This window comes from Vallitalea sediminicola (assembly GCF_054408565.1).
Window position 1 is genome coordinate 1 of record NZ_BTPT01000078.1, and the last position, 19,913, is coordinate 19,913.

Here is a 19,913-nt window from a genome sequence, read left to right on the forward strand (position 1 = left end):
ACATATAAAATCACCAAGTATCGTCAGAGTATATTCAAAGCTCAACAAAGACAGGAAAAGAGAGGAGTTAGTAGAAGCCAAGGCAATATTACCACAGGTAGAATTCAATAGCTTCATGGATACAGAAAGCTTCAACATCATGTTACAAAGTTGCTTCGAACCCAACCTTGATATGCAGACCATGTTGAAGATCATAGGAAACATAAAAGAAGAAATAGTTCAAAACACTGGTGATGATGGAGTAACACAAACAGTAACAGCAAGAACAGGAATAGCAAGAGTAGCAGATATACAACTACCTAATCCAGTAGAACTGGCACCATATAGAACATTCCCTGAACTACAACAACCTTATAACAAATTTGTATTCAGAATGAAAACAGGTCCAGCAGCTGCATTATTTGAAGCAGGTGGAACAGGATGGAGAGTCAATGCAATGGAAGCCATCAAGGAATACTTGTCAGAAGAATTGGAAGGTAAAGATGTGAAGATTATTCTTTAATCAAAAATATACATGCTAGAACAGGATATCAATATAATATCTACCCCCCTTTCAGATATCAATATGATATCCCTATGATTGACTAGGATATCAATAGGATATCCAAAAACACAAAAAGGGATATCAATATAATATCTAACCTCTTTCAGATATCAATATGATATCCCTATAGTTTACTAGGATATCAATATAATATCCCCATAAAAGACATGGATATCAATATGATATCTATGAAAATAGAAAGAAGGGAAAACCAATGACACTATTAACTGGAGAAGCAAAAGAAAGAGCATTGATAGGAAATGAAATAGTCGATAATTTATTTCAAGGAGTTGACCTTAACAAAACACTTGAAAACCTAGAGGATGTAATACGGATACTTGAATTCATGATCTGTCTTATGGGTGAGAAGAAACAGATTGAGAAAACAGTCCAGAAAGCAGAAAATATTTTAAGTGTAATCAAATATATTCTAAACAAAAATAAGGACTATGACATAAACAGTATGGTTGAAATAATCAGATACGCAAAATCTTATTCAGCAAACATCAAAGATTGGAAGGTTACTTGAATATTAGCATATAACAATATATGAATGGAAAGGAGAGATATCATGAATAGAGTAGACACTGATCAGATAACAGATAAGACACAAACAGTAGATGATAATAATAACGCAGATAAATATTCACAAGTGAAAAGAGAAGATACAGGCACAAGAAAAGAGTATGAAAACAACATGCACCGTACTTATGCATACAAAAATCGTGGACTAGAAATTAAGATTAATACAATGGAAATCCTCTACGAACAATTAAAAAAGTTAGAAGAGGATTTACAAGGATTACATGATGAAAAAGCATATCGAACTTTAGAAATTATGGCAAAACTTGGAAAAGCGATACTTCCAGATTAGTTCATAAAAAAGATATCAATAGGATATCCAACAAGGGAGGAATAGATAGATGAAATACATCATTTCAGTAGATGCAGGTAAACACGCTACCAAGAGTGTAGGAAGGAAAGTCACTCAGACCAAAGACAGACAGGTATTTTTTAACACAAGATATTATGACATGGATAATGGAGAGATGGAAGTCTATGGTGAATCATATAAGGTGAAATACCAAAACCATGAATACATAATCGGTGAGCAAGGAGAACTATATGATACCACCACAACAAAGACTTCTCTTATACATAAATTAGCTACACTAACAGCTATAGCAAAGATAGCAAATGAGGACACTGATCCAACTGTAATATTGACCATTGGTTGTCCAACAGCCATCTATAAGAACACTAAGCTAAAAGAAGCTTACAGAAAATATATCTGTGATGATAACCCTATATCAATAACTGTAGATGATACAGATTATAACATCAACATAGAAAAAGTTATAGTCAAATGTGAAGGTAGTGGAATAGTCTACCTAGAACCTCATACATTCGTACACCAGAGAGTGGGAATATTAGACATTGGTGGTAGGAACATGAACTTTGGAATATATGACAATCGTGTTCCAGTACCAAGTAGTCTATTCTCTAATAACAACGGTGGACTTGTACTAGAGACCATAGTAAGAGAAGACCTATCAAGTCACTATGGAGAAGACTATGACCTTGCAACAGCTGTGAACGCTCTAAAAAACGGTGGAATCATAATCAACGGAGAACTACAAGAAGACAGTGCAAAACTAGTAAGCAGCTCCATAGACAACTACATAACCAACTATATACTAAAGCCAATACGAGAAAAGAACATCAACCTATCAACCATGACAGTAATGTTAATAGGTGGAACAAGTAAATTCATCCTAGATCATATAAAAAGATATTTACCTCATGCTAAGATATCTAACCAAGATACCCAATGGGCGAATGTAAAAGGCTTCCAAGTAGTGGGATTAGTAAAGGCAGGAGTATTATGAGTAACAAGCTAAGAAAACTACTCACATTCAATGAGGACAACAAAGAGATACTTGACCTGCTGAACAATAAATCTAATGCTTCACAGTACGTATGTGAAGCAGTTAGATTCTATGAACAATACAGAAATATGGCTGTAAGCATGACAAGAATAGAGGACAAATTAGACTTAATACTTAAAGACAAGACTAATGGCAGCGTTAATAATAACACTAATAAATTAACACTAGCTGATGAAACAGTTAAGACTATTGAAACTACTGGAACACTAGATAATAAACAGCAAGTTACACATGAGAATATAGATGATGAATTAAAGGACTTGATTCTCAGCGAAGAGGATTAGAGGGAGATTACACATGGAAAGAGATTTTAAAGGTATATGGATACCAAAAGAAATATGGTTAGCTAATGATCTAACTATGCAAGAGCGAATATTTCTAGTTGAGATTGACTCATTAGACAATAGTGGAGGGTGCTATGCAAAAAATGAACACTTTGCTAAGTTCTTCGGTCTATCCAAGAATAGATGCTCAGAGATAATAAAATCCTTGGAAACCAAGGGTTATATTACTATTGCATATATAAAAGATGGCAAACAGATTATCAAGAGGATAGTCAAAGTAACCAATAAAGGATTCAATCGTGAATACAATAATGTACCCCTTCCAGATATCGAAGACCCCCTTCGAAATGTCGAAGACCCTCTTCGAGAAGTCGACAACCCCCCTTCGGAAAACTGTGAAGAGAGTAATACAATATATAATAATACAAGTAATAATAATATATATACAAAACCAGACGAACCAGACCAAGTTCCAAAAGAGAAAAAGAACATCTATCAGGAGATTGCAGATAAATACAATGAAACATGTACCTCTTTACCAAAAGTGTTGAAAATCACAGACAAGCGTAAGAGAGCTATTAAAAGACTCTATGAATCAAAGGTTGTAAATAAAGACATTGAAAGATTCTATAGAATATTTGAAATGGCAGAGATAAGTGATTTCATATCAGGTAGAGATGGGATATGGTGTGCTTGTAACTTTGATTGGTTAATCAAGAGCGATAATGCCATCAAGATACTAGAGGGTACATATCCCAATAGAGCAAAACCACAACCAAAACAACAGCAAAAGCCTGCCAGTGGTTTTATTAACTATGAGCAGACAGATAGTAAACAATACGAGATATTCCAACAAAAGCTAGATTTGAAGAATCTACTAGACTTAGGAAAAATAACTCAAGCTCAGTATCTTAAGAAAATACAAGAACTTGAATCTCAAGGTGGTTAAAGCATGAAAGAAAATACCAAGATGTTACTAGAAAAAATGAAGAATGGTGAAGATGGCTCCAAGTATTTTCAATACTGCGATCATACCCTCTATAACCTTGACGAGGCAGAAGTGGAAGCCAAATACATAAGAATTAGTGAACAGTACAGAATCAAGATCAACAAGGCTGATAATATAAGAGATATAGCAATACTGGGGATTGAGTGTATTGCTAAGATGACAGGGGATAGGGTTTTTGAGAGAGAGAATATAAAAAAATTAATGATTTATGAAGATAAATAACAGGGTTAAATATTAGTTTTCAGAAGGGAGAGAACTTAGTTGAAGTTTACAAAGTTAACGACCAAAGAGCATTAATGAATGAAGCAAATAGAAACAGTGAGTATTTGAATAGACAAAAAATAGCATATTAAGACTCTTTGAAAGTATATCATGAAACAAATTTGAATATCGAAAATAAAAGACAGCAGTTACACAACATTGGAAAATTAGCAGGTGTGTAAAAGATTGAATTAGGGAAGGTGTTAATGATGTTTACTATTGTGTTTGAAGTCTTAAAGCTTACTGAAATGTTTAGGGATATGAACTATGTTGTAGGTCAAAAAGTTACACTTGAATTAAGTGAAAAAGGATATCAAGCATTTATGAAAGATAGAAATAATGGCTATGTAAAGTTAATAGCTATTGGGCAACATTAAAGACTGATTTAGCGAAGAAAGGATAGGTTAAAATATAATGAGTTATAAAAATAAAGCAGAACATGAAAAGGAATTTGTAAATCATATTTTATCCGTTGGTGGAATAAAAACATATGGTAATACGGATGAATATGGACAGACTTATTGGTTTTTTAATTTGGTGAACGGCGAACGAAGATATTGGACTAATTTAAGTGATGCAAGCCAAAAAGCATTAGGTATTAGTACGGAATAGTCAACGAATATGTATAAAAAATTAATTTAGGAGTGGTGTAATTGAGTAAAAAAATGAGTGATGCAATTAAAATTCAAGTGTTAGATTATATAGAACATGTTCAATGTGGAACTAAGCCTATTGCTCTTATGAACTTACAATCAAGATATGTCGATGAAGCTAAAAATCTAATTAATAGCATAGGTTTAAATTTACATGTTGAAGATGTAAAAGATTACGACGAATGGAAAGTTATTTATATATATAAGCATAGTTATTTAATCGACATAATTAAAAACCTACCTGATAGTCCACAAACTCCATATGAACATTGGATATTAGGGAAAGCTTGTGGCTATTCGGATGAAGCTATAGGAGAGTTTGTGGAAGGAAGAAAAGCAATATAAACTAAAATTGTGTTTAGTAAAGATTGGAGGAGTTAGATGTTAGCACCAGCTCAATTGTATACAGATGAACTAAAACGAAAGCTGTGGGAAATAGCATTTGAAGAACATTACATGTATTTTAATAGTGGATATACAGATGAATATCAGCCAAGTAATTCAACTTGGAATGAACAAGAATTTGCATCACTGGACAGCAATGGAGATGTAATGGGATACATTAGGTATGGCATAAACCAAAGAAATCAAGTGTGTAGTGGCTTATGTGCCGTTAATTTTACTACAAAAATAACTTTCGCAAAAGATTTATTAAAAGCAATTGATGATATATTTTGTAAGTACAAATACAGAAAACTGAAATACGGAGTTTACATAGGCAATCCTATAGAAAGCACATATGATAAGCTAACGTCAAAGTACAATGGTAGAATCGTAGGTATATATAAGCAAGACTGCAAATTGCTAGATGGAGAATATCATGACTATAAAGAATATGAATTGTTCAGAGAAGATTATATTACAGCTAAACAGGATTAAAGCTTGGTTTAGGAGGGATTAGTAGTCGGTTTAGTATATATAATCAGCAAATTGTATATATTATTAGAGTTTACGTTCAAATATTAGTTCATAAAATTTAGCAACTCCATAACCTGATATGGGAGGAGCAAATATTTGTTTGAGTCTCCATCCTTGATGCGCATGTTCTGTAATTACTGCATGATAATCTTGATCTGTATTTTTAAGAAAACTACTTAATTTTAATTTAACGAATTTATATTCATACAAGAGAATACCTCCTTATGTAAATTACAATTTGCCGATTATTAATTATACCAAAATCATTATAATAACAAAAGAACTAGTTTTGGAATGGAGATATAATATGGGAATAGATATGAGCAACTATAAAATGATTTATAAAGAACAAGTTTTTAATGTTTTGAGTATAGCCTTATTTTTTAATCATAACAGCGAAGAAAAGAAAGTTAATAAACCTACATTTATTGAAGCAGCTTATATTGATGAAAGCGGTGAGATTAAGACAATTAAAGATGAAGCATGGACATTTCAATTTATAAGAAGGCAAGCAAAAGATTGATTTTGTATAGAGTCGGAAAGGGTGAAGAAATTGAAAAAAGAGCAAGTAGAAAGAATGAATAAAATAAATGAACTTATAGAAGTAATTGCAAATACGGATAGAAGATTTTTCTATTCAAAGAGCAAAGGTACTATATCAAAATTCATAGAAGGTAACAAACTATTTTTTGTTGATAAATACACAGGACAGAAGATATATCCTTACCCTTCATCATCAAGAAGAGGATTCTCAGAGGGAGGAACATTATGGGGTCTCATAAATGATTTTAGAGATTGGATTATTACTGGCAAGATATCCAACGGTAATAATGGTTATGGTGGATTGTATAGCACAAGCTGGGGATACACCATTGATGGAATGGACAAGGTAATAGTTAAAGCGAAAGAAATCGGATATTTAAAACAGGATGTAATAAGTTTTCGGGATATGTGTTTACAGTTAAAAGACAATGGGAGTAAATGGGCGTTAGGCATAACCCTTAGGAAAGAATTAGATGCAATAATTGCCAAACAGTATTAGTGGAAATTTTTGTTAGTGGTATAAAGAATATTTAAGGAAATTAGTATAGGTGAAAGGTTTGAGATTAATTTTACGAGGAGGGATTAATTATGCAAAATGAGTTAGAATCAATTATAGAGAAAGTACAAAAATTGCTTAGATTAGCAGAGAGTCAAAACGAATATGAGGCTCAATCAGCAGTCGCAAAAGCTAGATTACTAATGGCTAGATATAAATTATCAATGAACGATATTCAAGAAAAAGAAGATAAAGTTGTTCAAGGTGAAACAGAAAAGATGCGATCACCATGGAAAAGGACTCTTGCTCATGTTATAGCTAAACATTTTAGATGTAAAACATATCTAAGGAATAGGGGTAATTGCTATAGAGTAATTTTTCTTGGGTTAGAGGAAGATGTTGAATTAACATCATTAATATATAAGCAAGTAGTCAATATTATCAATATATCCAGTAGAAGAAAAAGACTTGATAGAAAATCATATGCCATTGGGTTCATACAAGGACTTGATAAAAAATTACGACAACAAACAATAAAAATGAAAAATGAGAATGAAGAGGAATATGCACTAGTCGCAGTAATGCCAGTACCAGTTATCAAAAAATATAATGAGATTGAAAAAGGATTCTCAGGTAACTTTAAAGGTAAAAGAATTGACCAAGAGCAGATTGATTATAATTCTTATCAAACGGGTAGACAAGATGGATTGAACTATTCAAAAGATGAAGAACTGCAAGAGAAAGTTATCTAATTAATATAAATATTGTGCTTGGTACATAGAGAGGAAGAGAATTAAATGACAAAAGAAAGGTTCAAATAATAGAATATGAAAAAAAGAATAATAAGAAAACTAAGGATGATACTTGATGTAATCCTAGATAGAAAAGTTTATATTAAACTTGGTAAAGTTGGACTATTAATATCAGATAAAGATAGAATGATTAATTATATAGATACATACTCTATTTACCTGCAAAGAAATGATACTGTATGGTATATAAATGGATTGGATGCAGATGATACCAAAGTAGTTATAGACCATCTGACAAAGAGTATAAAAGAGAATGTAAAATCAATGAGATTACATGTTGGTATTCAATACATTGATATTCCAAGATGGGCGTATGAAAGCTTAAGAGATGAGATATATAGAATTATTGGTTACAATAGTTAAGGTTCAGTTTAGTTAGGATAAAAATATAATATCAAACAAATAATCAAACAGAAATTCACCAAGTTTAGTTGCTAAAACACCAATTATAATAACTAAAAGATATATATAATAATTATTACTAATATACTTTTTAAGATGAGTGATTACTCTGGGTGCAATTATGAAGCAGATTAATATAAAATTAGTACATGATATTACTCCAAATATGTTAAAGGTAAAAACAAATTCAGATGTAGAAGTTATGAAAGAAAGAACAAATGTAATAATAAAAAATATGATTATACTACTATATTTATTTAATAACTTGATTATCATAGATATCACCTCATTAGTAAGTATAAATATTATAAATGGTTAATTACATTCATAATATTATGTTGTTGATTATAACATAAAATAAAAAAATGGTATATAAATATTAATAAGTTATGGTAAGACATTGGGATTTTTTATTTAGGTAAGGAGTGAGTAAGATGAATAATAACATGCCAGATCAAATACTTAAGATAATTAACAATCTTAGAAATTACTATACTATCAAGGAAACAATAAAATTAGATGAGAAATACCTAAAAGAAAGTCCTCTTAATGGGGTAAGTTATGATGGAGTGAAAACTTCAGCAACTAACAAGATGTATTCTGTAACAGAGGATCTAGCCCAGAGAAGATTGGATAAAGAAAACAGGATAAGAGTATACCAAGATATTATCATGCAGATTGATGCAGCATTAACTATACTTAGTGATGTTGAGAGACAGATTATTACTTATAGAGATATTGAACAATATACTTGGATGCAGGTAGAATATCATGTCAAGCTTAGTGAAAGCCAATGTAAACGTGTTAGAAAAAGAGCACTGACTAAGATGCAAGAATATATCTACAATGAAAGATATGATTTTGATACAAAATCCACTCAATTATCATTAGGCTTATAAAACGTGACACTTTCATGGTTATTTTATGCATATACATAAGCTTTTATAGAGCTATATTATAATATAAAGATGATATAATAGTACTGTGTTAAATTATTACTTTCACTCCTTACTGTAATAATTAATATATCTCCCTTTGAAACCTCAGGATAATATCTTGGGGTTTCTAAAATAGAATAAGAAGGTTGATTATATGAAGAAACTACAATTAACTATTGGTAACATTGATAACAGAGTAGAAGAGTTGAGACTAATAAAAAGCAAGATGTTGAATTTGCTTGATATAGAGACTGATAACATATATGATCTGATACTGCAAATGTACATTGAGATTCAGAGTGTGAAGATGGTTGCAGATTATATCAATGACAAAGGGTTTAGAATTGAAACAGAATTTGCAGATAAGGTTAGTATAAGAAAATACATATCAAATGACATTACAGAGATAATATTATCTAATACAGTAGAGTGTAATACTGATTTAAAACAATATGCCAAGACGCTTTTTAATTATAACAAAGGCAGACAATATTTTTCGGACTTATTGAAATTAGCTTCTAAGTAGGAGCTTTTTTTATATGGTTAATTAGGTAGGTGGTGGTATGAACAGTGTTGAACCAATAAGAGATTTATCTACATTGAAGGATATGCAGGATTATTTTAAGATTAAGAATAAGCGTAATTATGTATTATTCAATGTAGGGATATATTCTCCATTAAGAATCTCAGATATATTACCTCTTAAGGTTAGAGAAGTAAGAGGGAAATATATAAGACGTAGAGAGAAGAAGACTAAGAAGGAGAATAAGATCATCATTAATAATGAGTTGAGAAAGATACTTGATGATTATATAGAGGGTATGAATGACTATGATTATTTGTTCTTGTCAAGACAAAGGAATAGATATGGTGTGTATTCTCATATAACAAGACAGCAAGTAGATAACATTCTTAAGGATGCAGCTAGAGAGTTCCATCTGGAAGCTATTGGATGTCATTCAATGAGAAAGACATTCGGATATCATTACTATCAAAGAACCAAAGACTTGGAGATATTAAGAAAGATATTTAATCATAGTAATACAGGTGTGACAGCTGCCTATATAGGAATAACTCAAAAAATGAAAGATAATGCTATAGAGACATTCAAGTACTAATAAGCGGAAATCATTTGCAAAAATCCACTGAGCTTTACATATTTCGCTTGTGTCAAACTCAGTGTGAAGAATTAAGAGTATATATTAGTAGGAAGTAAAACGAATGAGTTTGACAGTTTCACACATATGTAAAACTTAAACTAATACATATATCTATAATGTATTGCTATATTGAATCAATAAGCATATCATATCCATGAATAGAGAAGGGAATACTTCATCTAATATAAATTGTTGATTTGATATAAAAAGGTACTCCCAATTGATTTCCAAAAATGCGGGTGCTCATGACCCCAGTTCTTGAGCAGTTACGAAAAATTTTTAGAAGGTTAATCCGTTTCCTAAGGGGTGAGATAATGAATCAGAAGACTAATGAAGTGGATGGAATCACAGTTTCAAGTGCTGTGTTACAGAGCATATTGGGGCTTACAGATAGAAGAGTTAGACAGTTAGCCCAAGAGGGAACTGTAGTTAGAGTCTCTCGTGGTAAGTATTCGTTGGTGAGCAGTGTCCAGAACTATGTTACATATATCAAGACAACAAAAGAGACAGCAGAAACACCAAAGAAACTTGATTATGAAGATGAAAGAGCCTTGCATGAGCGAATAAAAAGAGAAAAGTCAGAGTTGACGTTGAAGCTTATGAAAGGTGAGTTGCATAAGACAGAAGATGTTGAGAGAGTCATGAATGATATGCTTGCTAATTTTCGTAGTAAGGTATTAGCAATCCCATCAAAAGTAGCACCAAGACTTATATATAAAGATGATGTTAATAATATTCAAGACACTATTGAAATTGAAGTAGTGGAAGCTCTTCAAGAGTTAAGTGAGTATGATCCTTCATTATTTTACTCAGATGAGTATATAGATGTAGAAGATGGTGAAGCAATTGAAGAAGAAACCAATAGTACAAAAAAAGACAGTTAAGCTGTTCAAAGATATAATTAAAATATTGTCACCACCACCTAAACTTACTGTTAGTGAATGGGCTGATACATATAGAAAACTATCAGCAGAGAGTTCAGCTGAAGCAGGACAATGGAATACGGATAGAGCACCTTATCAAAGAGAGATATTAGATGCTATCAATAATAAAGAGACAGAGACAATTATAATTGAATCATCAGCACAAGTAGGTAAGACAGAGATAATCAATAACATCATTGGTTATCACATTGACTATGATCCTGCACCTATTATGGTTTTACTACCAACCGTTGATCTAGCCAAGAGTTATTCTAAGAAAAGGTTAGCACTTATGATTAGGGATACACCAGTTCTTAATGATAAAGTAGCTGATGCCAAGTCAAGGGATGGAGATAATACAGTTCTTGAAAAAGGTTTCCCCGGTGGATATGTAGTTCTGGTTGGTGCTAATTCACCTGCTAGTCTTTCATCAAGACCAATAAGAATATTGTTGGCAGATGAGGTTGACAGATATCCATTAAGTGCAGGAGATGAAGGAGACCCTTTATCTCTGGCAGAGAAGAGAACAAAAACATTCTTCAATAAGAAAAAAGTCTATGTATCAACTCCAACTGATGAAGATACATCAAGAATACACAAAGAATATCTTAAGAGTACCAAAGAAGAATGGTGTTTACCTTGTCCATATTGTGGAAGATATCAACCTTTGAAATGGGGACAGATCAAGTTTGAAGATGTGACAATGGAATGTGCTTATTGTCATGAAAGAGCCACAGAATATGACTGGAAGAATCAAAAGGGAAAATGGATATCAGAGAATCCTAGTGCATCAATTGAGAAAAGAGGTTTTCATCTTAACGCTCTGGCTTCTCCTTGGGAACATTGGGAAACAATCATAAAAGAGTTCAAGGATGCTAAGAAGAAAGGTAAGGATGTTCTAAAAACATGGATTAATACTTATCTTGGTGAGCCTTGGGCAGATCAAGACGGTGAGATGGCTAATGAAGAAGAACTTTTAAAAAGAAGAGAAGCTTATAATTGCCAAGTTCCAAAAGATGTTTTAGTCTTAACAGCTGGTGTTGATGTGCAGGATGATAGACTAGAGGTTGAAGTTGTTGGTTGGAGCATTGGTAAGGAAAGTTGGGGTATCAGATATGCAGTGTATAGAGGTGACCCAGGTCAACAAGCTGTGTGGGAACAGGTAGAACAATTACTTGATAGTGAGTTTTGCTATGAATCAGGTGAGAGATTAATGATATCAGCTACTTGTCTTGATACAGGAGGTCACTATACCAATGAAGCTTATAAGTTCTGTAAAGAAAGAGAACATAAAAGGATATATGCAATAAAAGGTAAAGGTGGTAGTGGAATACCTTTTATACATAGAAGTTCTAGAAACAATGAAGAAAAGGTACTTTTAACTATTCTTGGAGTAGATACAGGAAAAGAAACACTACTAAGTAGGTTAAAAGTGAAGTTCGAAGGTGAGCCTGGTTATTGTCATTTTCCCATAGAGAAGGGAAAAGGCTATGATGAGGCTTATTTCAAAGCTTTGACTAGTGAAAGAAAGGTAAAGAAGTGGGTTAAAGGTAAGTTGAAAATAGAATGGAAGAAGAAAAGAACCCGTAATGAAGCCTTAGACCTTCGTAATTATGCCACAGCAGCATTAGAGATACTTAATCCTAATTTTGAGAAGCTTAAGGAACTTAATAAGAATGGCAATATCTATAGACAGAAAGCTAAGAAGAAAAAACGTAAAAGAAAAGTTGTATCGAAAGGAGTTTCAGTATGACAGATTTAGAAGTAGCGAAAGAACATCTGGAAGCTTGGTTAATGGCTGACTTGGCAGTATCCAAGAATCAATCATATCAGATGGGAAGTAAGAGATATACAAGAGCAGATGCAGGACTTATTGCAGAACGTATCAAGTATTGGAAGAAAGAAGTAACAAGACTATCTAGTAAGAGAAAATCTCGTATAAAGATTAGATCAGTTATTCCTAGAGACCTGTGAGGTGGTTAGATGAATGTACTTGATAGATTTATTGCTAATATTTCTCCCAGCACTGCACTTAAGAGAAAATTGGCAAGGCAGAGACTAGAGTTTCTTAATACTGGTTATAGTCATTATGGAGCTAGTAAGAAGAAAAAGAGCATGAAAGGTTGGAAAGCTGACGGGGGTTCGACAAAAGAAGATATTGACGATAATCTCCAACTATTACATGAGAGATCAAGAGACTTATATATGGGAGTTCCACTTGCTACTGGTGCATTGAAAACCATTAGAACCAATACTGTAGGTAGTGGATTAAGATTGAAAGCACAGATTGATGGAACTTTTCTCAACATGAGTGAGACAGAAGCTGATGAATGGGAGGCACTTGTTCAACGAGAATTTGCTCTTTGGGCTGATACACCACATTGTGATGCTATGAGATTCAATAATTTTTATCAGTTGCAGCAGTTATCATTTTTATCTTATCTTATGTCAGGTGAATGTTTTGTATTGTTGCCTTACATAGAGAGACCTAATATACCTTATGATCTAAGAGTACAGTTACTTGAAGCAGATAGAGTATGTACTCCTAATGGAAAGGAAAGAGACAAGAGCATAATAAACGGTGTGAGAGTAGGTGATTATGGAGAGATAATCGCCTATTATATTGCAAAACAACATCCATTAAGCAGTGATAAAGGTAAGATGGAATGGTTCAAGGTAGATGCATATGGAGAAAAAACAGGATGTCCTAACATACTTCATCTAGCAGAATTCGAAAGACCAGAACAGCGTAGAGGAGTTCCCATATTGGCACCAGTCATTGAAAGTCTGAAACAACTTGGTAGATATACAGATGCTGAACTAATAGCAGCTGTTGTATCAGGAATGTTTACTGTGTTTGTTACTTCGGAGTATCCAGAGGATGAAGATCTGTATGATGAAAATGTTGAAGATGAGGACCTAGTTGATAAGGGTAATAATCTTACCCAAGAGTTAGGACCTGGTGCAATGATAACACTAGGGGAAGGGGAGAGTATGACCTCTGCTAATCCTGGTAGACCTAACACAGCTTTTGATGGTTTTGTAACTTCTATATGTAGACAAATAGGAGCAGCTCTTGAACTGCCTTATGAAATGTTAGTCAAACATTTTACTGCATCCTATTCAGCAAGTAGGGGAGCATTATTAGAAGCTTGGAAGATGTTCAAGATGAAAAGAACATTTGTTGCTTCTAAGTTCTGTCAGCCTATCTATGAAGAGTTTCTTGCTGAAGGAATTGCAAAGGGGAGGATATACGCTCCTGGTTTCTTTGAAGATCCTCTTGTTAGAAAAGCATATTGTGGAGCTGAATGGAATGGACCTTCACAAGGACAGTTAGATCCATTGAAAGAAGTCAAGGCAGCAAGTGAGAGGGTTAATAATAGTTTCAGTTCACGAAGTAGAGAAACAACTGAACTAACTGGGGGCGATTTCAGTAGAATTGTAAGACAAAGAAAAAATGAGGAAAAACTTATGAAAGAAATAGGAGGTAATGAAGATGCCTAAGGGTAAGAAATTTTGGCAGTTTCAAAACATTTCACCTACTAAAGGAAAGTTATTACTATATGGTAATATAGCAACTTATTCTTGGTGGGGTGATGAAGTAACACCGACACAATTTCAAGAAGACTTGGATTTACTAGGAGATGTTAGTGAGATAGATGTTCATATTAATAGTCCTGGTGGAGATGTTTTTGCAGCACAAGCAATTAAATCAAAATTACTCCAACATAAAGCTAAGGTCACTACTATAATTGATGGTTGGGCTGCATCAGCAGGAACTATTGTATTGATGGCAGGTGACAGTATTCAAGTTTTACCCGGTTCTATGGTTATGGCTCATGATCCTTCAATGGGATTGATGGGATATTATCAAGTACAGGATTTAGATGCTGTAAGAAATGCACTAATCAAGGTAAAGGATTCAATTATAGAGACCTATCAAGCTAAGACTGGAAAAGACAGGGAAGAATTAATAGATATTATGAGTTCAGAAACTTGGATGACAGCTACAGAAGCAGTTGATAATGGGTTTGCTGATGAAGTTATTCATAGTGGTAAGCTTGAAATAGTTGAGAATAATAGTGGTGTTATTGTAAATGGTATCAATTTTGATATGGAAAGATTTAAAAATGCATCTTTACCAGATGTATTTCTAAATACAGCAGCAGGAGGACAGCAAGTTAATAAGAAAGATGATAATAATAATGAAGAGGATGGTGATGAAGTAGTGAACAAAGAAGAGTTAAGAAACAAATATCCTGATATCTATAATGAAGTCTTAGAAGAGGGTAAGAACGACGAAAGACAGCGTATGAAAAAGATTGATGATATTGCTTTACCTGGTATGGATGAACTTGTTAAGAATGCTAAGTATGATGAACCTATAACAGCTGAAGAAGTTGCAGTTAAGATTATTAATATTCAGAAGGAAAAAGGTCAAGAATACTTGAATCAAAGGAAGAAAGAAGTTCCAAAGGACAATAAGGAAGTAGAGCATGAAGAAGAAAATAAGAAAGAGAAAGAAGATGAAGAAGCAGCTAATGATATTGCTAAGTTCATTAATAAAAAGAGGGGAGTGATTAAGTAATGATTAACCTACATAATACTATTGGTGAATTCGTTCCAGATAAGCTTATAGCAGATACACAGATACCCATTAGACTTGAAGGTATAGTCCTTGAAAAAGGTAAAGGAATATTGAGAAGAGGGACACTTCTTGGTAGAAAAGAAAGTGATGGACTATATAAGATTGTTGACAAAGAAAGTTCAGATGGTTCAGAAAAACCAATATGCATATTAACTGATGATGTTGACACAGGGGATGAATCAGCTGTAAAAGATGTTAGAATGACAGCTTATTTCTCAGGTGTGTTCAATCAAAATGCATTGATCATTGAGGGTGACGGAGAACCAATTGATTTTAAGGAAGAGCTAAGAGATACAAGTATCTACTTAGAAAATACAAAGTAAAATAATAAAAAATTATAGGAGGTTGATATCATGCCTGATATTTATTCAACTAAGACAATGTTAAGTTCAATCAATCAGATGCTGCCAGTATACACATTTTTTAGGGATACTTTTTTCCCTAATACTGTTACTTCACCAACTGAAGAGGTTGAAGTTGACTACAAAAAAGGTAAAAGAAAGATGGCTCCATTCGTAGCACCAAGAAGAGGTGGAGTAGTTGTTACTAGAGATGGTTTTACTACTAAGAATTATAAAGTTCCTAAGATAGCACCTGTTAGGATTATGACTCCTGATGATTTATCAAAGAGAGGTATGGGAGAGAATCCATACAACGCAAAAGACCCAGAAGATAGAGCCAAGGAATTGCTAGCTACTGACATGATAGAGCTTGATGACATGATTACACGTCGTGAAGAATGGATGTGTAGAGAAGTCATGCTTAATGGTAAAGTGCTTATGGAAGGAGAAGGATTCGAGCAACAGGTTGACTATAAATTCACTAATAGGATAACTCTTACTGGTGCTGCAAAATGGACTAATGAAGCATCTGATCCACTAGCTGACCTTAAGGATGAGAGAAAAAGAATCATTAAGAAATGTGGGAAAGCACCTAATATATTGGTCTTTTCCAGTGATGCTATTGATATATTCGTTAATCATCCAAAAGTAAAAGATAAACTTGATAATCGTAGGATGAATTATGGTAATATCGAGCCAACTATCAAGAATGATGCTATAACATTCTATGGTAAGCTTCCAGAGTTGGGTGTTGAGATATATTCATATGATGAATGGTTTCTTGATGATGATGATGTGGAAGTACCAATGATGCCAGAGAAAACTGTTATCTTTGCATCAAAAGGTCAGCATAAAAGATTATATGGTGCTGTTCGCCAGATAGAGAATAAGGAATTTGTAGTTATTCAAGGTGAACGTGTTCCAAAATCTTGGGTAGATGATGAAAACGAAGTTAGAAAAGTACGTATTACATCTAAGCCATTACCTTGTCCTGATGATGTTGATAGTTGGTCAGTAATTAAAATTGCATAGGAGGTTAGTGTATGTATATCGCTAAGACAAAGATAAGAACCATAAATAAAGATGGTGAAAGAATTCTTTTTAATGTTGGTGATGAAGTAGAAGGTATCACCAAAAAGCAAGCAAAGGAACTTATTGGAGATGGTGCTTTGGAGGAAGTCCAGACAGAGCAAGAAAAAGCTAAATGAAGGTATTATTTTCATAAGCAGAGAATGGGGGCATATTAATGAATGCAAAAGATTTATTTGAATCTGATCTAGATCTAATCTTCAACATAGATGAGTTTGGAGAAGAGCATGAGATTAATGGTAAAACCTATATAATTCTTATTGATGATGAATTACTCCAAGAGAGAAAAACATCTGGTGTATATAGCGAAGGACTTTATGATAGTGAGGTTCTTTTTTTTATTAGAAAGAATCAACTATCTTATATACCAGAGGTAGAGGAACATATCTTGTTTGATAAGAAAAGATATAGAGTTGGTAGTGTGAATAGTGATGGTGGAGTGTTGGAGATATCCTTGGGAGCTGTACAGTCATGATTAATATTGTTAATGCAACATTGAGTAATAGACAAATTAAGAAGGCAACTAAAAAACTTGCAACAGTTAAAGATGGAACTCCAAAGGCTATCAACGCTGCTATTAATGCAACGATTAAACCTACGAAAGATACTTCAAAAAAGTTAATTAAAGATAACTATGAAATTAAAGCATCAAAACCTATAACTAAAACAATGTTAACACGTAAATCTACAGTTCATACGTTGACAGCTAGATTGGATTCAAAAGGAAGTCCACTACCATTAATAAAATTTAGTGTTAGCCCTAAGAAAGTACCTAAGAGGAAACCTAAAATATTAAAAGCGGCAGTATTAAAAGGTGGTGCTAAGAAAGGAATTCCTAATACTTTTACAGCAAAAATGGCTAATGGACATATTGGAGTATTTGAGAGAACTTCTGATGGCAGATTACCTATTCAAGAAAAATATGGACCATCTGTTCCTTCTATGATGAAATCAGATGATGTTAAAGAAAATATTGAGGTAGTAGCTAACAAAGTACTCAAAAAGAATCTAAAACTTCAGATTAAAAAGTTAACGAAAGGATAATTGTCATGACACCTTTACTATTAGTAAAAGCAGTTATAAAGTTTTTGACACCAATATTGAATGATATCACTATCAAAGTTGATGTAGGAGAAGTTACTCCAAGGATACATGAAGGGTGGGTTCCACCTAAAACCCAGTCTAATAAGGATGAAGAGTATCCTCATGTTGCTGTAAGACTTAAAAATGGGACTGATACCAAGAATGAATCAACAGTTAATATAATCATTTATTTCGGATCATATTCTTATGGAACATTAAAAGATGGTAAGTTAGTTGAAGATTACAATGGATATAAGGATATAGCCAACATGATTGAAAGAGTAAGACAAGAGTTACTTAAGACTTCATTCTTAGGAGCATATATCCTAGAGGATAATGTTACTTGGGAGATACCTGAAGAACAGCCTTATCCCTATTGGACTGGTAATATAAGAACAACATGGAAGATTAGACAGATACAAAAAGAAATAGATATTTAAACGAAAGGAGAGGATTAAGATGTATAAACATGGTGTTTATATAGAAGAGGTTTCAACTAATCTGAGAAGTCCACAAAAAAGTGCTACGATACCTATTGTTTTTGGTACAGCACCTTCATATTTAACTGATTACGATAATAGTAAACCTATTCTGTGTAATAGCTTTGATGAAGCTGTTAAGAAGGTCGGCTATAGTGATGATTGGGAAACATTCTCTTTATGTGAGTTCATGAAATGCCATTATCACCTATATGCCCTAACACCTGTAATTTTCATCAACATACTAGATATCAAAAAGCATAAAGTAAGTAAAACAGCTAATGTTAGTCTTATTAATAAAAAGGCTGCCATTAAAGAAAATGTAATAAAAGAAAGCCTTGTTATAACTGGTGGTGAGTATACACTTGGTACTGATTATTTACTGAATTATAACACAAGTGGTTATCTAGAGATTGTAATACCAGAGGAAAGTAAGATTGAGGATAACACCATAGATATTACATATGACATAGTGGATAGAAGTAAATTAACTGTAGATGAGATTGTTGCAAGTATTAAACGGATTAATACAGTATTTCCACAGTGTTCAGTTATTCCAAGTCTTATGTTAGCACCAGGATTCAGTCATATGCCACCAGTAGCATATGCAATGTTGGATAATTCCCATAGTATTAACGGTTTATTCAATGCGATTATCATTACTGATGTACCTGATACAGTTTATAACTATACAGATGTAGGTGAGTGGAAAAAGACAAATGGTTTTACTGGAAGCAACCAAATTGTTTGTTGGCCACAAGTAAAATATAGAGAAAATACATATCATTTATCTACTCATATAGGTAGTTTATTGTGTTCTCTAGATATTGAAAGTGATAATGTTCCTATATTATCTCCATCCAATAAGTCATTGTGCATTGATTCAGCTGTTACCAGTAAAGGAGAGGTCAATCTAGGTTTACCGGAGGCTAATATTCTTAATAGTACAGGAATAGTTACAGCTATTAATTTTATTGGTGGTTGGAAATGTTGGGGTAATAGACCAGGAGCTTATTCACAGAACATGAGTATAGATCCTAAGGATGCTTTCATCACTGAAAAAAGAATGACATACTGGTTAGGTACTACATTGACTAAGATGTTCTGGGGAAATATTGATGAACCAGGTAATAAGAGATTGATTGATACGGTACTTGATAATGCGAACTTATGGCTTAATAGTCTAAAAGCTTCGGGATATATATTAGGTGGTAGAGTTGAGTTTCTTGCTGAAGAGAATTCTTATGATGATCTTATGGATGGTAATTTCAAGTTTCATGTGTATAAAGCATCTGCAACCCCAGCTCGTAATATTGATTTTATTATTGAGTATTCAACAGAGTTTGCAAAGGAATTATTCACTTAGGAGGTGGTTTTAAGT

At 33.1% G+C, this 19,913-nt stretch carries 32 protein-coding genes; 31 read left to right on the top strand and 1 reads right to left on the bottom strand.

The genetic code is table 11. The annotated features are described in order from the left end of the window. From ACX6CF_RS23710 to ACX6CF_RS23760, 11 genes are all read left to right on the top strand, one after another. Nucleotides 1–502, top strand: a 502-nt coding sequence (locus ACX6CF_RS23710) for a hypothetical protein (RefSeq protein WP_458787852.1), incomplete at its 5' end; no start/stop codon positions are given. Between the two features lie 256 nt (nucleotides 503–758). Next, the gene (locus ACX6CF_RS23715) at nucleotides 759–1,073 is read left to right on the top strand and encodes a hypothetical protein (RefSeq protein ID WP_458787853.1); all 315 of its coding nucleotides are present in this window, start codon (nucleotides 759–761) and stop codon (nucleotides 1,071–1,073) included. Nucleotides 1,074–1,115: 42 nt separating this feature from the next. Continuing rightward, nucleotides 1,116–1,418 carry a hypothetical protein gene (locus tag ACX6CF_RS23720; RefSeq protein WP_458787854.1) on the top strand — a complete coding sequence of 101 codons (303 nt, stop codon included), beginning with the start codon at nucleotides 1,116–1,118 and terminating at the stop codon, nucleotides 1,416–1,418. A gap of 49 nt (nucleotides 1,419–1,467) precedes the next feature. Then, nucleotides 1,468–2,433 (top strand): ParM/StbA family protein, encoded by a 966-nt coding sequence (locus tag ACX6CF_RS23725; protein WP_458787855.1) that lies wholly within the window; start codon nucleotides 1,468–1,470, stop codon nucleotides 2,431–2,433. Continuing rightward, nucleotides 2,430–2,777, top strand: a complete 348-nt coding sequence (locus tag ACX6CF_RS23730) for a hypothetical protein (protein WP_458787856.1) — start codon at nucleotides 2,430–2,432, stop codon at nucleotides 2,775–2,777. Before ACX6CF_RS23725 ends, ACX6CF_RS23730 begins: the two co-directional genes overlap by 4 nt. A 13-nt stretch (nucleotides 2,778–2,790) precedes the next feature. After that, nucleotides 2,791–3,726: a helix-turn-helix domain-containing protein gene (locus tag ACX6CF_RS23735; protein ID WP_458787857.1), complete on the top strand. Its 936-nt coding sequence runs from the start codon at nucleotides 2,791–2,793 to the stop codon at nucleotides 3,724–3,726. Between the two features lie 3 nt (nucleotides 3,727–3,729). Further along, nucleotides 3,730–4,008: a hypothetical protein gene (locus ACX6CF_RS23740; RefSeq protein WP_458787858.1), complete on the top strand. Its 279-nt coding sequence runs from the start codon at nucleotides 3,730–3,732 to the stop codon at nucleotides 4,006–4,008. 245 nt (nucleotides 4,009–4,253) lie between these two features. Beyond that, the gene (locus ACX6CF_RS23745; protein WP_458787859.1) at nucleotides 4,254–4,424 is read left to right on the top strand and encodes a hypothetical protein; all 171 of its coding nucleotides are present in this window, start codon (nucleotides 4,254–4,256) and stop codon (nucleotides 4,422–4,424) included. A 37-nt stretch (nucleotides 4,425–4,461) separates the two neighbouring features. Continuing rightward, nucleotides 4,462–4,659, top strand: a complete 198-nt coding sequence (locus ACX6CF_RS23750) for a hypothetical protein (protein ID WP_458787860.1) — start codon at nucleotides 4,462–4,464, stop codon at nucleotides 4,657–4,659. A 41-nt stretch (nucleotides 4,660–4,700) separates the two neighbouring features. Next, nucleotides 4,701–5,045 carry a hypothetical protein gene (locus ACX6CF_RS23755; protein WP_458787861.1) on the top strand — a complete coding sequence of 115 codons (345 nt, stop codon included), beginning with the start codon at nucleotides 4,701–4,703 and terminating at the stop codon, nucleotides 5,043–5,045. 36 nt (nucleotides 5,046–5,081) lie between these two features. Further along, on the top strand, nucleotides 5,082–5,579 hold the full coding sequence (locus ACX6CF_RS23760) for a hypothetical protein (RefSeq protein WP_458787862.1): 498 nt from the start codon (nucleotides 5,082–5,084) through the stop codon (nucleotides 5,577–5,579). A gap of 63 nt (nucleotides 5,580–5,642) precedes the next feature. On the opposite strand, the gene ACX6CF_RS23765 is transcribed toward ACX6CF_RS23760, so the two are convergent. Then, nucleotides 5,643–5,828, bottom strand: coding sequence for a DUF4177 domain-containing protein (locus tag ACX6CF_RS23765; RefSeq protein ID WP_113671906.1), 186 nt, complete (start codon nucleotides 5,826–5,828; stop codon nucleotides 5,643–5,645). Between the two features lie 97 nt (nucleotides 5,829–5,925). Between ACX6CF_RS23765 and ACX6CF_RS23770 the strand changes: the two genes are divergently transcribed. The 20 genes from ACX6CF_RS23770 to ACX6CF_RS23865 all read left to right on the top strand — a co-directional run bounded on the left by ACX6CF_RS23770 (nucleotide 5,926) and on the right by ACX6CF_RS23865 (nucleotide 19,898). Beyond that, entirely contained in the window at nucleotides 5,926–6,141 is a 216-nt protein-coding gene (locus ACX6CF_RS23770; protein WP_458787863.1) for a hypothetical protein, read from the top strand. A gap of 30 nt (nucleotides 6,142–6,171) precedes the next feature. Beyond that, on the top strand, nucleotides 6,172–6,660 hold the full coding sequence (locus ACX6CF_RS23775) for a hypothetical protein (protein WP_458787864.1): 489 nt from the start codon (nucleotides 6,172–6,174) through the stop codon (nucleotides 6,658–6,660). 89 nt (nucleotides 6,661–6,749) lie between these two features. Next, the gene (locus tag ACX6CF_RS23780; protein WP_458787865.1) at nucleotides 6,750–7,409 is read left to right on the top strand and encodes a DUF2786 domain-containing protein; all 660 of its coding nucleotides are present in this window, start codon (nucleotides 6,750–6,752) and stop codon (nucleotides 7,407–7,409) included. A 75-nt stretch (nucleotides 7,410–7,484) separates the two neighbouring features. After that, nucleotides 7,485–7,832 carry a hypothetical protein gene (locus ACX6CF_RS23785; RefSeq protein WP_458787866.1) on the top strand — a complete coding sequence of 116 codons (348 nt, stop codon included), beginning with the start codon at nucleotides 7,485–7,487 and terminating at the stop codon, nucleotides 7,830–7,832. A 160-nt stretch (nucleotides 7,833–7,992) separates the two neighbouring features. Next, nucleotides 7,993–8,190, top strand: a complete 198-nt coding sequence (locus ACX6CF_RS23790; protein ID WP_458787867.1) for a hypothetical protein — start codon at nucleotides 7,993–7,995, stop codon at nucleotides 8,188–8,190. Between the two features lie 115 nt (nucleotides 8,191–8,305). Then, on the top strand, nucleotides 8,306–8,770 hold the full coding sequence (locus ACX6CF_RS23795) for a sigma-70 RNA polymerase sigma factor region 4 domain-containing protein (RefSeq protein WP_458787868.1): 465 nt from the start codon (nucleotides 8,306–8,308) through the stop codon (nucleotides 8,768–8,770). A gap of 193 nt (nucleotides 8,771–8,963) precedes the next feature. After that, nucleotides 8,964–9,335, top strand: coding sequence for a hypothetical protein (locus tag ACX6CF_RS23800; RefSeq protein ID WP_458787869.1), 372 nt, complete (start codon nucleotides 8,964–8,966; stop codon nucleotides 9,333–9,335). Nucleotides 9,336–9,372: 37 nt separating this feature from the next. Continuing rightward, nucleotides 9,373–9,927, top strand: a complete 555-nt coding sequence (locus tag ACX6CF_RS23805) for a tyrosine-type recombinase/integrase (protein WP_458787870.1) — start codon at nucleotides 9,373–9,375, stop codon at nucleotides 9,925–9,927. A 356-nt stretch (nucleotides 9,928–10,283) separates the two neighbouring features. Further along, nucleotides 10,284–10,853 (top strand): hypothetical protein, encoded by a 570-nt coding sequence (locus ACX6CF_RS23810; protein WP_458787871.1) that lies wholly within the window; start codon nucleotides 10,284–10,286, stop codon nucleotides 10,851–10,853. Next, nucleotides 10,816–12,645 carry a phage terminase large subunit family protein gene (locus ACX6CF_RS23815; RefSeq protein ID WP_458787872.1) on the top strand — a complete coding sequence of 610 codons (1,830 nt, stop codon included), beginning with the start codon at nucleotides 10,816–10,818 and terminating at the stop codon, nucleotides 12,643–12,645. Before ACX6CF_RS23810 ends, ACX6CF_RS23815 begins: the two co-directional genes overlap by 38 nt. After that, complete coding sequence (locus ACX6CF_RS23820; protein ID WP_339364987.1) at nucleotides 12,642–12,866, top strand: DUF6148 family protein; 225 nt, start codon at nucleotides 12,642–12,644, stop codon at nucleotides 12,864–12,866. The genes ACX6CF_RS23815 and ACX6CF_RS23820 overlap by 4 nt, the downstream gene beginning before the upstream one ends. Before the next feature lie 9 nt (nucleotides 12,867–12,875). Then, nucleotides 12,876–14,396 carry a phage portal protein gene (locus tag ACX6CF_RS23825; protein WP_458787873.1) on the top strand — a complete coding sequence of 507 codons (1,521 nt, stop codon included), beginning with the start codon at nucleotides 12,876–12,878 and terminating at the stop codon, nucleotides 14,394–14,396. Next, the gene (locus tag ACX6CF_RS23830) at nucleotides 14,389–15,480 is read left to right on the top strand and encodes a head maturation protease, ClpP-related (RefSeq protein WP_458787874.1); all 1,092 of its coding nucleotides are present in this window, start codon (nucleotides 14,389–14,391) and stop codon (nucleotides 15,478–15,480) included. Before ACX6CF_RS23825 ends, ACX6CF_RS23830 begins: the two co-directional genes overlap by 8 nt. Further along, the gene (locus ACX6CF_RS23835; RefSeq protein WP_458787875.1) at nucleotides 15,480–15,863 is read left to right on the top strand and encodes a head decoration protein; all 384 of its coding nucleotides are present in this window, start codon (nucleotides 15,480–15,482) and stop codon (nucleotides 15,861–15,863) included. Before ACX6CF_RS23830 ends, ACX6CF_RS23835 begins: the two co-directional genes overlap by 1 nt. 30 nt (nucleotides 15,864–15,893) lie before the next feature. Next, nucleotides 15,894–16,913: a major capsid protein gene (locus ACX6CF_RS23840; protein ID WP_458787876.1), complete on the top strand. Its 1,020-nt coding sequence runs from the start codon at nucleotides 15,894–15,896 to the stop codon at nucleotides 16,911–16,913. A gap of 11 nt (nucleotides 16,914–16,924) precedes the next feature. After that, nucleotides 16,925–17,089, top strand: coding sequence for a hypothetical protein (locus ACX6CF_RS23845; RefSeq protein ID WP_458787877.1), 165 nt, complete (start codon nucleotides 16,925–16,927; stop codon nucleotides 17,087–17,089). Nucleotides 17,090–17,127: 38 nt separating this feature from the next. Continuing rightward, the gene (locus ACX6CF_RS23850) at nucleotides 17,128–17,445 is read left to right on the top strand and encodes a hypothetical protein (RefSeq protein WP_458787878.1); all 318 of its coding nucleotides are present in this window, start codon (nucleotides 17,128–17,130) and stop codon (nucleotides 17,443–17,445) included. Further along, on the top strand, nucleotides 17,442–18,014 hold the full coding sequence (locus ACX6CF_RS23855) for a phage tail protein (protein WP_458787879.1): 573 nt from the start codon (nucleotides 17,442–17,444) through the stop codon (nucleotides 18,012–18,014). The genes ACX6CF_RS23850 and ACX6CF_RS23855 overlap by 4 nt, the downstream gene beginning before the upstream one ends. Nucleotides 18,015–18,019: 5 nt before the next feature. After that, entirely contained in the window at nucleotides 18,020–18,493 is a 474-nt protein-coding gene (locus ACX6CF_RS23860) for a hypothetical protein (protein ID WP_458787880.1), read from the top strand. Between the two features lie 19 nt (nucleotides 18,494–18,512). Further along, the gene (locus ACX6CF_RS23865; RefSeq protein ID WP_458787881.1) at nucleotides 18,513–19,898 is read left to right on the top strand and encodes a phage tail sheath family protein; all 1,386 of its coding nucleotides are present in this window, start codon (nucleotides 18,513–18,515) and stop codon (nucleotides 19,896–19,898) included. The last annotated feature ends 15 nt before the right edge of the window (nucleotides 19,899–19,913 follow it).

What these genes read in the sequence shown, in the direction of transcription:
- ACX6CF_RS23715 (WP_458787853.1), top strand. Translation starts at nt 759, where the DNA reads ATGACACTATTAACTGGAGAAGCAAAAGAAAGAGCATTGATAGGAAAT.
- ACX6CF_RS23720 (WP_458787854.1), top strand. Translation starts at nt 1,116, where the DNA reads ATGAATAGAGTAGACACTGATCAGATAACAGATAAGACACAAACAGTA.
- ACX6CF_RS23725 (WP_458787855.1), top strand. Translation starts at nt 1,468, where the DNA reads ATGAAATACATCATTTCAGTAGATGCAGGTAAACACGCTACCAAGAGT.
- ACX6CF_RS23730 (WP_458787856.1), top strand. Translation starts at nt 2,430, where the DNA reads ATGAGTAACAAGCTAAGAAAACTACTCACATTCAATGAGGACAACAAA.
- ACX6CF_RS23735 (WP_458787857.1), top strand. Translation starts at nt 2,791, where the DNA reads ATGGAAAGAGATTTTAAAGGTATATGGATACCAAAAGAAATATGGTTA.
- ACX6CF_RS23740 (WP_458787858.1), top strand. Translation starts at nt 3,730, where the DNA reads ATGAAAGAAAATACCAAGATGTTACTAGAAAAAATGAAGAATGGTGAA.
- ACX6CF_RS23745 (WP_458787859.1), top strand. Translation starts at nt 4,254, where the DNA reads ATGATGTTTACTATTGTGTTTGAAGTCTTAAAGCTTACTGAAATGTTT.
- ACX6CF_RS23750 (WP_458787860.1), top strand. Translation starts at nt 4,462, where the DNA reads ATGAGTTATAAAAATAAAGCAGAACATGAAAAGGAATTTGTAAATCAT.
- ACX6CF_RS23760 (WP_458787862.1), top strand. Translation starts at nt 5,082, where the DNA reads ATGTTAGCACCAGCTCAATTGTATACAGATGAACTAAAACGAAAGCTG.
- ACX6CF_RS23770 (WP_458787863.1), top strand. Translation starts at nt 5,926, where the DNA reads ATGGGAATAGATATGAGCAACTATAAAATGATTTATAAAGAACAAGTT.
- ACX6CF_RS23780 (WP_458787865.1), top strand. Translation starts at nt 6,750, where the DNA reads ATGCAAAATGAGTTAGAATCAATTATAGAGAAAGTACAAAAATTGCTT.
- ACX6CF_RS23785 (WP_458787866.1), top strand. Translation starts at nt 7,485, where the DNA reads ATGAAAAAAAGAATAATAAGAAAACTAAGGATGATACTTGATGTAATC.
- ACX6CF_RS23790 (WP_458787867.1), top strand. Translation starts at nt 7,993, where the DNA reads ATGAAGCAGATTAATATAAAATTAGTACATGATATTACTCCAAATATG.
- ACX6CF_RS23795 (WP_458787868.1), top strand. Translation starts at nt 8,306, where the DNA reads ATGAATAATAACATGCCAGATCAAATACTTAAGATAATTAACAATCTT.
- ACX6CF_RS23800 (WP_458787869.1), top strand. Translation starts at nt 8,964, where the DNA reads ATGAAGAAACTACAATTAACTATTGGTAACATTGATAACAGAGTAGAA.
- ACX6CF_RS23805 (WP_458787870.1), top strand. Translation starts at nt 9,373, where the DNA reads ATGAACAGTGTTGAACCAATAAGAGATTTATCTACATTGAAGGATATG.
- ACX6CF_RS23810 (WP_458787871.1), top strand. Translation starts at nt 10,284, where the DNA reads ATGAATCAGAAGACTAATGAAGTGGATGGAATCACAGTTTCAAGTGCT.
- ACX6CF_RS23820 (WP_339364987.1), top strand. Translation starts at nt 12,642, where the DNA reads ATGACAGATTTAGAAGTAGCGAAAGAACATCTGGAAGCTTGGTTAATG.
- ACX6CF_RS23825 (WP_458787873.1), top strand. Translation starts at nt 12,876, where the DNA reads ATGAATGTACTTGATAGATTTATTGCTAATATTTCTCCCAGCACTGCA.
- ACX6CF_RS23830 (WP_458787874.1), top strand. Translation starts at nt 14,389, where the DNA reads ATGCCTAAGGGTAAGAAATTTTGGCAGTTTCAAAACATTTCACCTACT.
- ACX6CF_RS23835 (WP_458787875.1), top strand. Translation starts at nt 15,480, where the DNA reads ATGATTAACCTACATAATACTATTGGTGAATTCGTTCCAGATAAGCTT.
- ACX6CF_RS23840 (WP_458787876.1), top strand. Translation starts at nt 15,894, where the DNA reads ATGCCTGATATTTATTCAACTAAGACAATGTTAAGTTCAATCAATCAG.
- ACX6CF_RS23845 (WP_458787877.1), top strand. Translation starts at nt 16,925, where the DNA reads ATGTATATCGCTAAGACAAAGATAAGAACCATAAATAAAGATGGTGAA.
- ACX6CF_RS23850 (WP_458787878.1), top strand. Translation starts at nt 17,128, where the DNA reads ATGAATGCAAAAGATTTATTTGAATCTGATCTAGATCTAATCTTCAAC.
- ACX6CF_RS23855 (WP_458787879.1), top strand. Translation starts at nt 17,442, where the DNA reads ATGATTAATATTGTTAATGCAACATTGAGTAATAGACAAATTAAGAAG.
- ACX6CF_RS23860 (WP_458787880.1), top strand. Translation starts at nt 18,020, where the DNA reads ATGACACCTTTACTATTAGTAAAAGCAGTTATAAAGTTTTTGACACCA.
- ACX6CF_RS23865 (WP_458787881.1), top strand. Translation starts at nt 18,513, where the DNA reads ATGTATAAACATGGTGTTTATATAGAAGAGGTTTCAACTAATCTGAGA.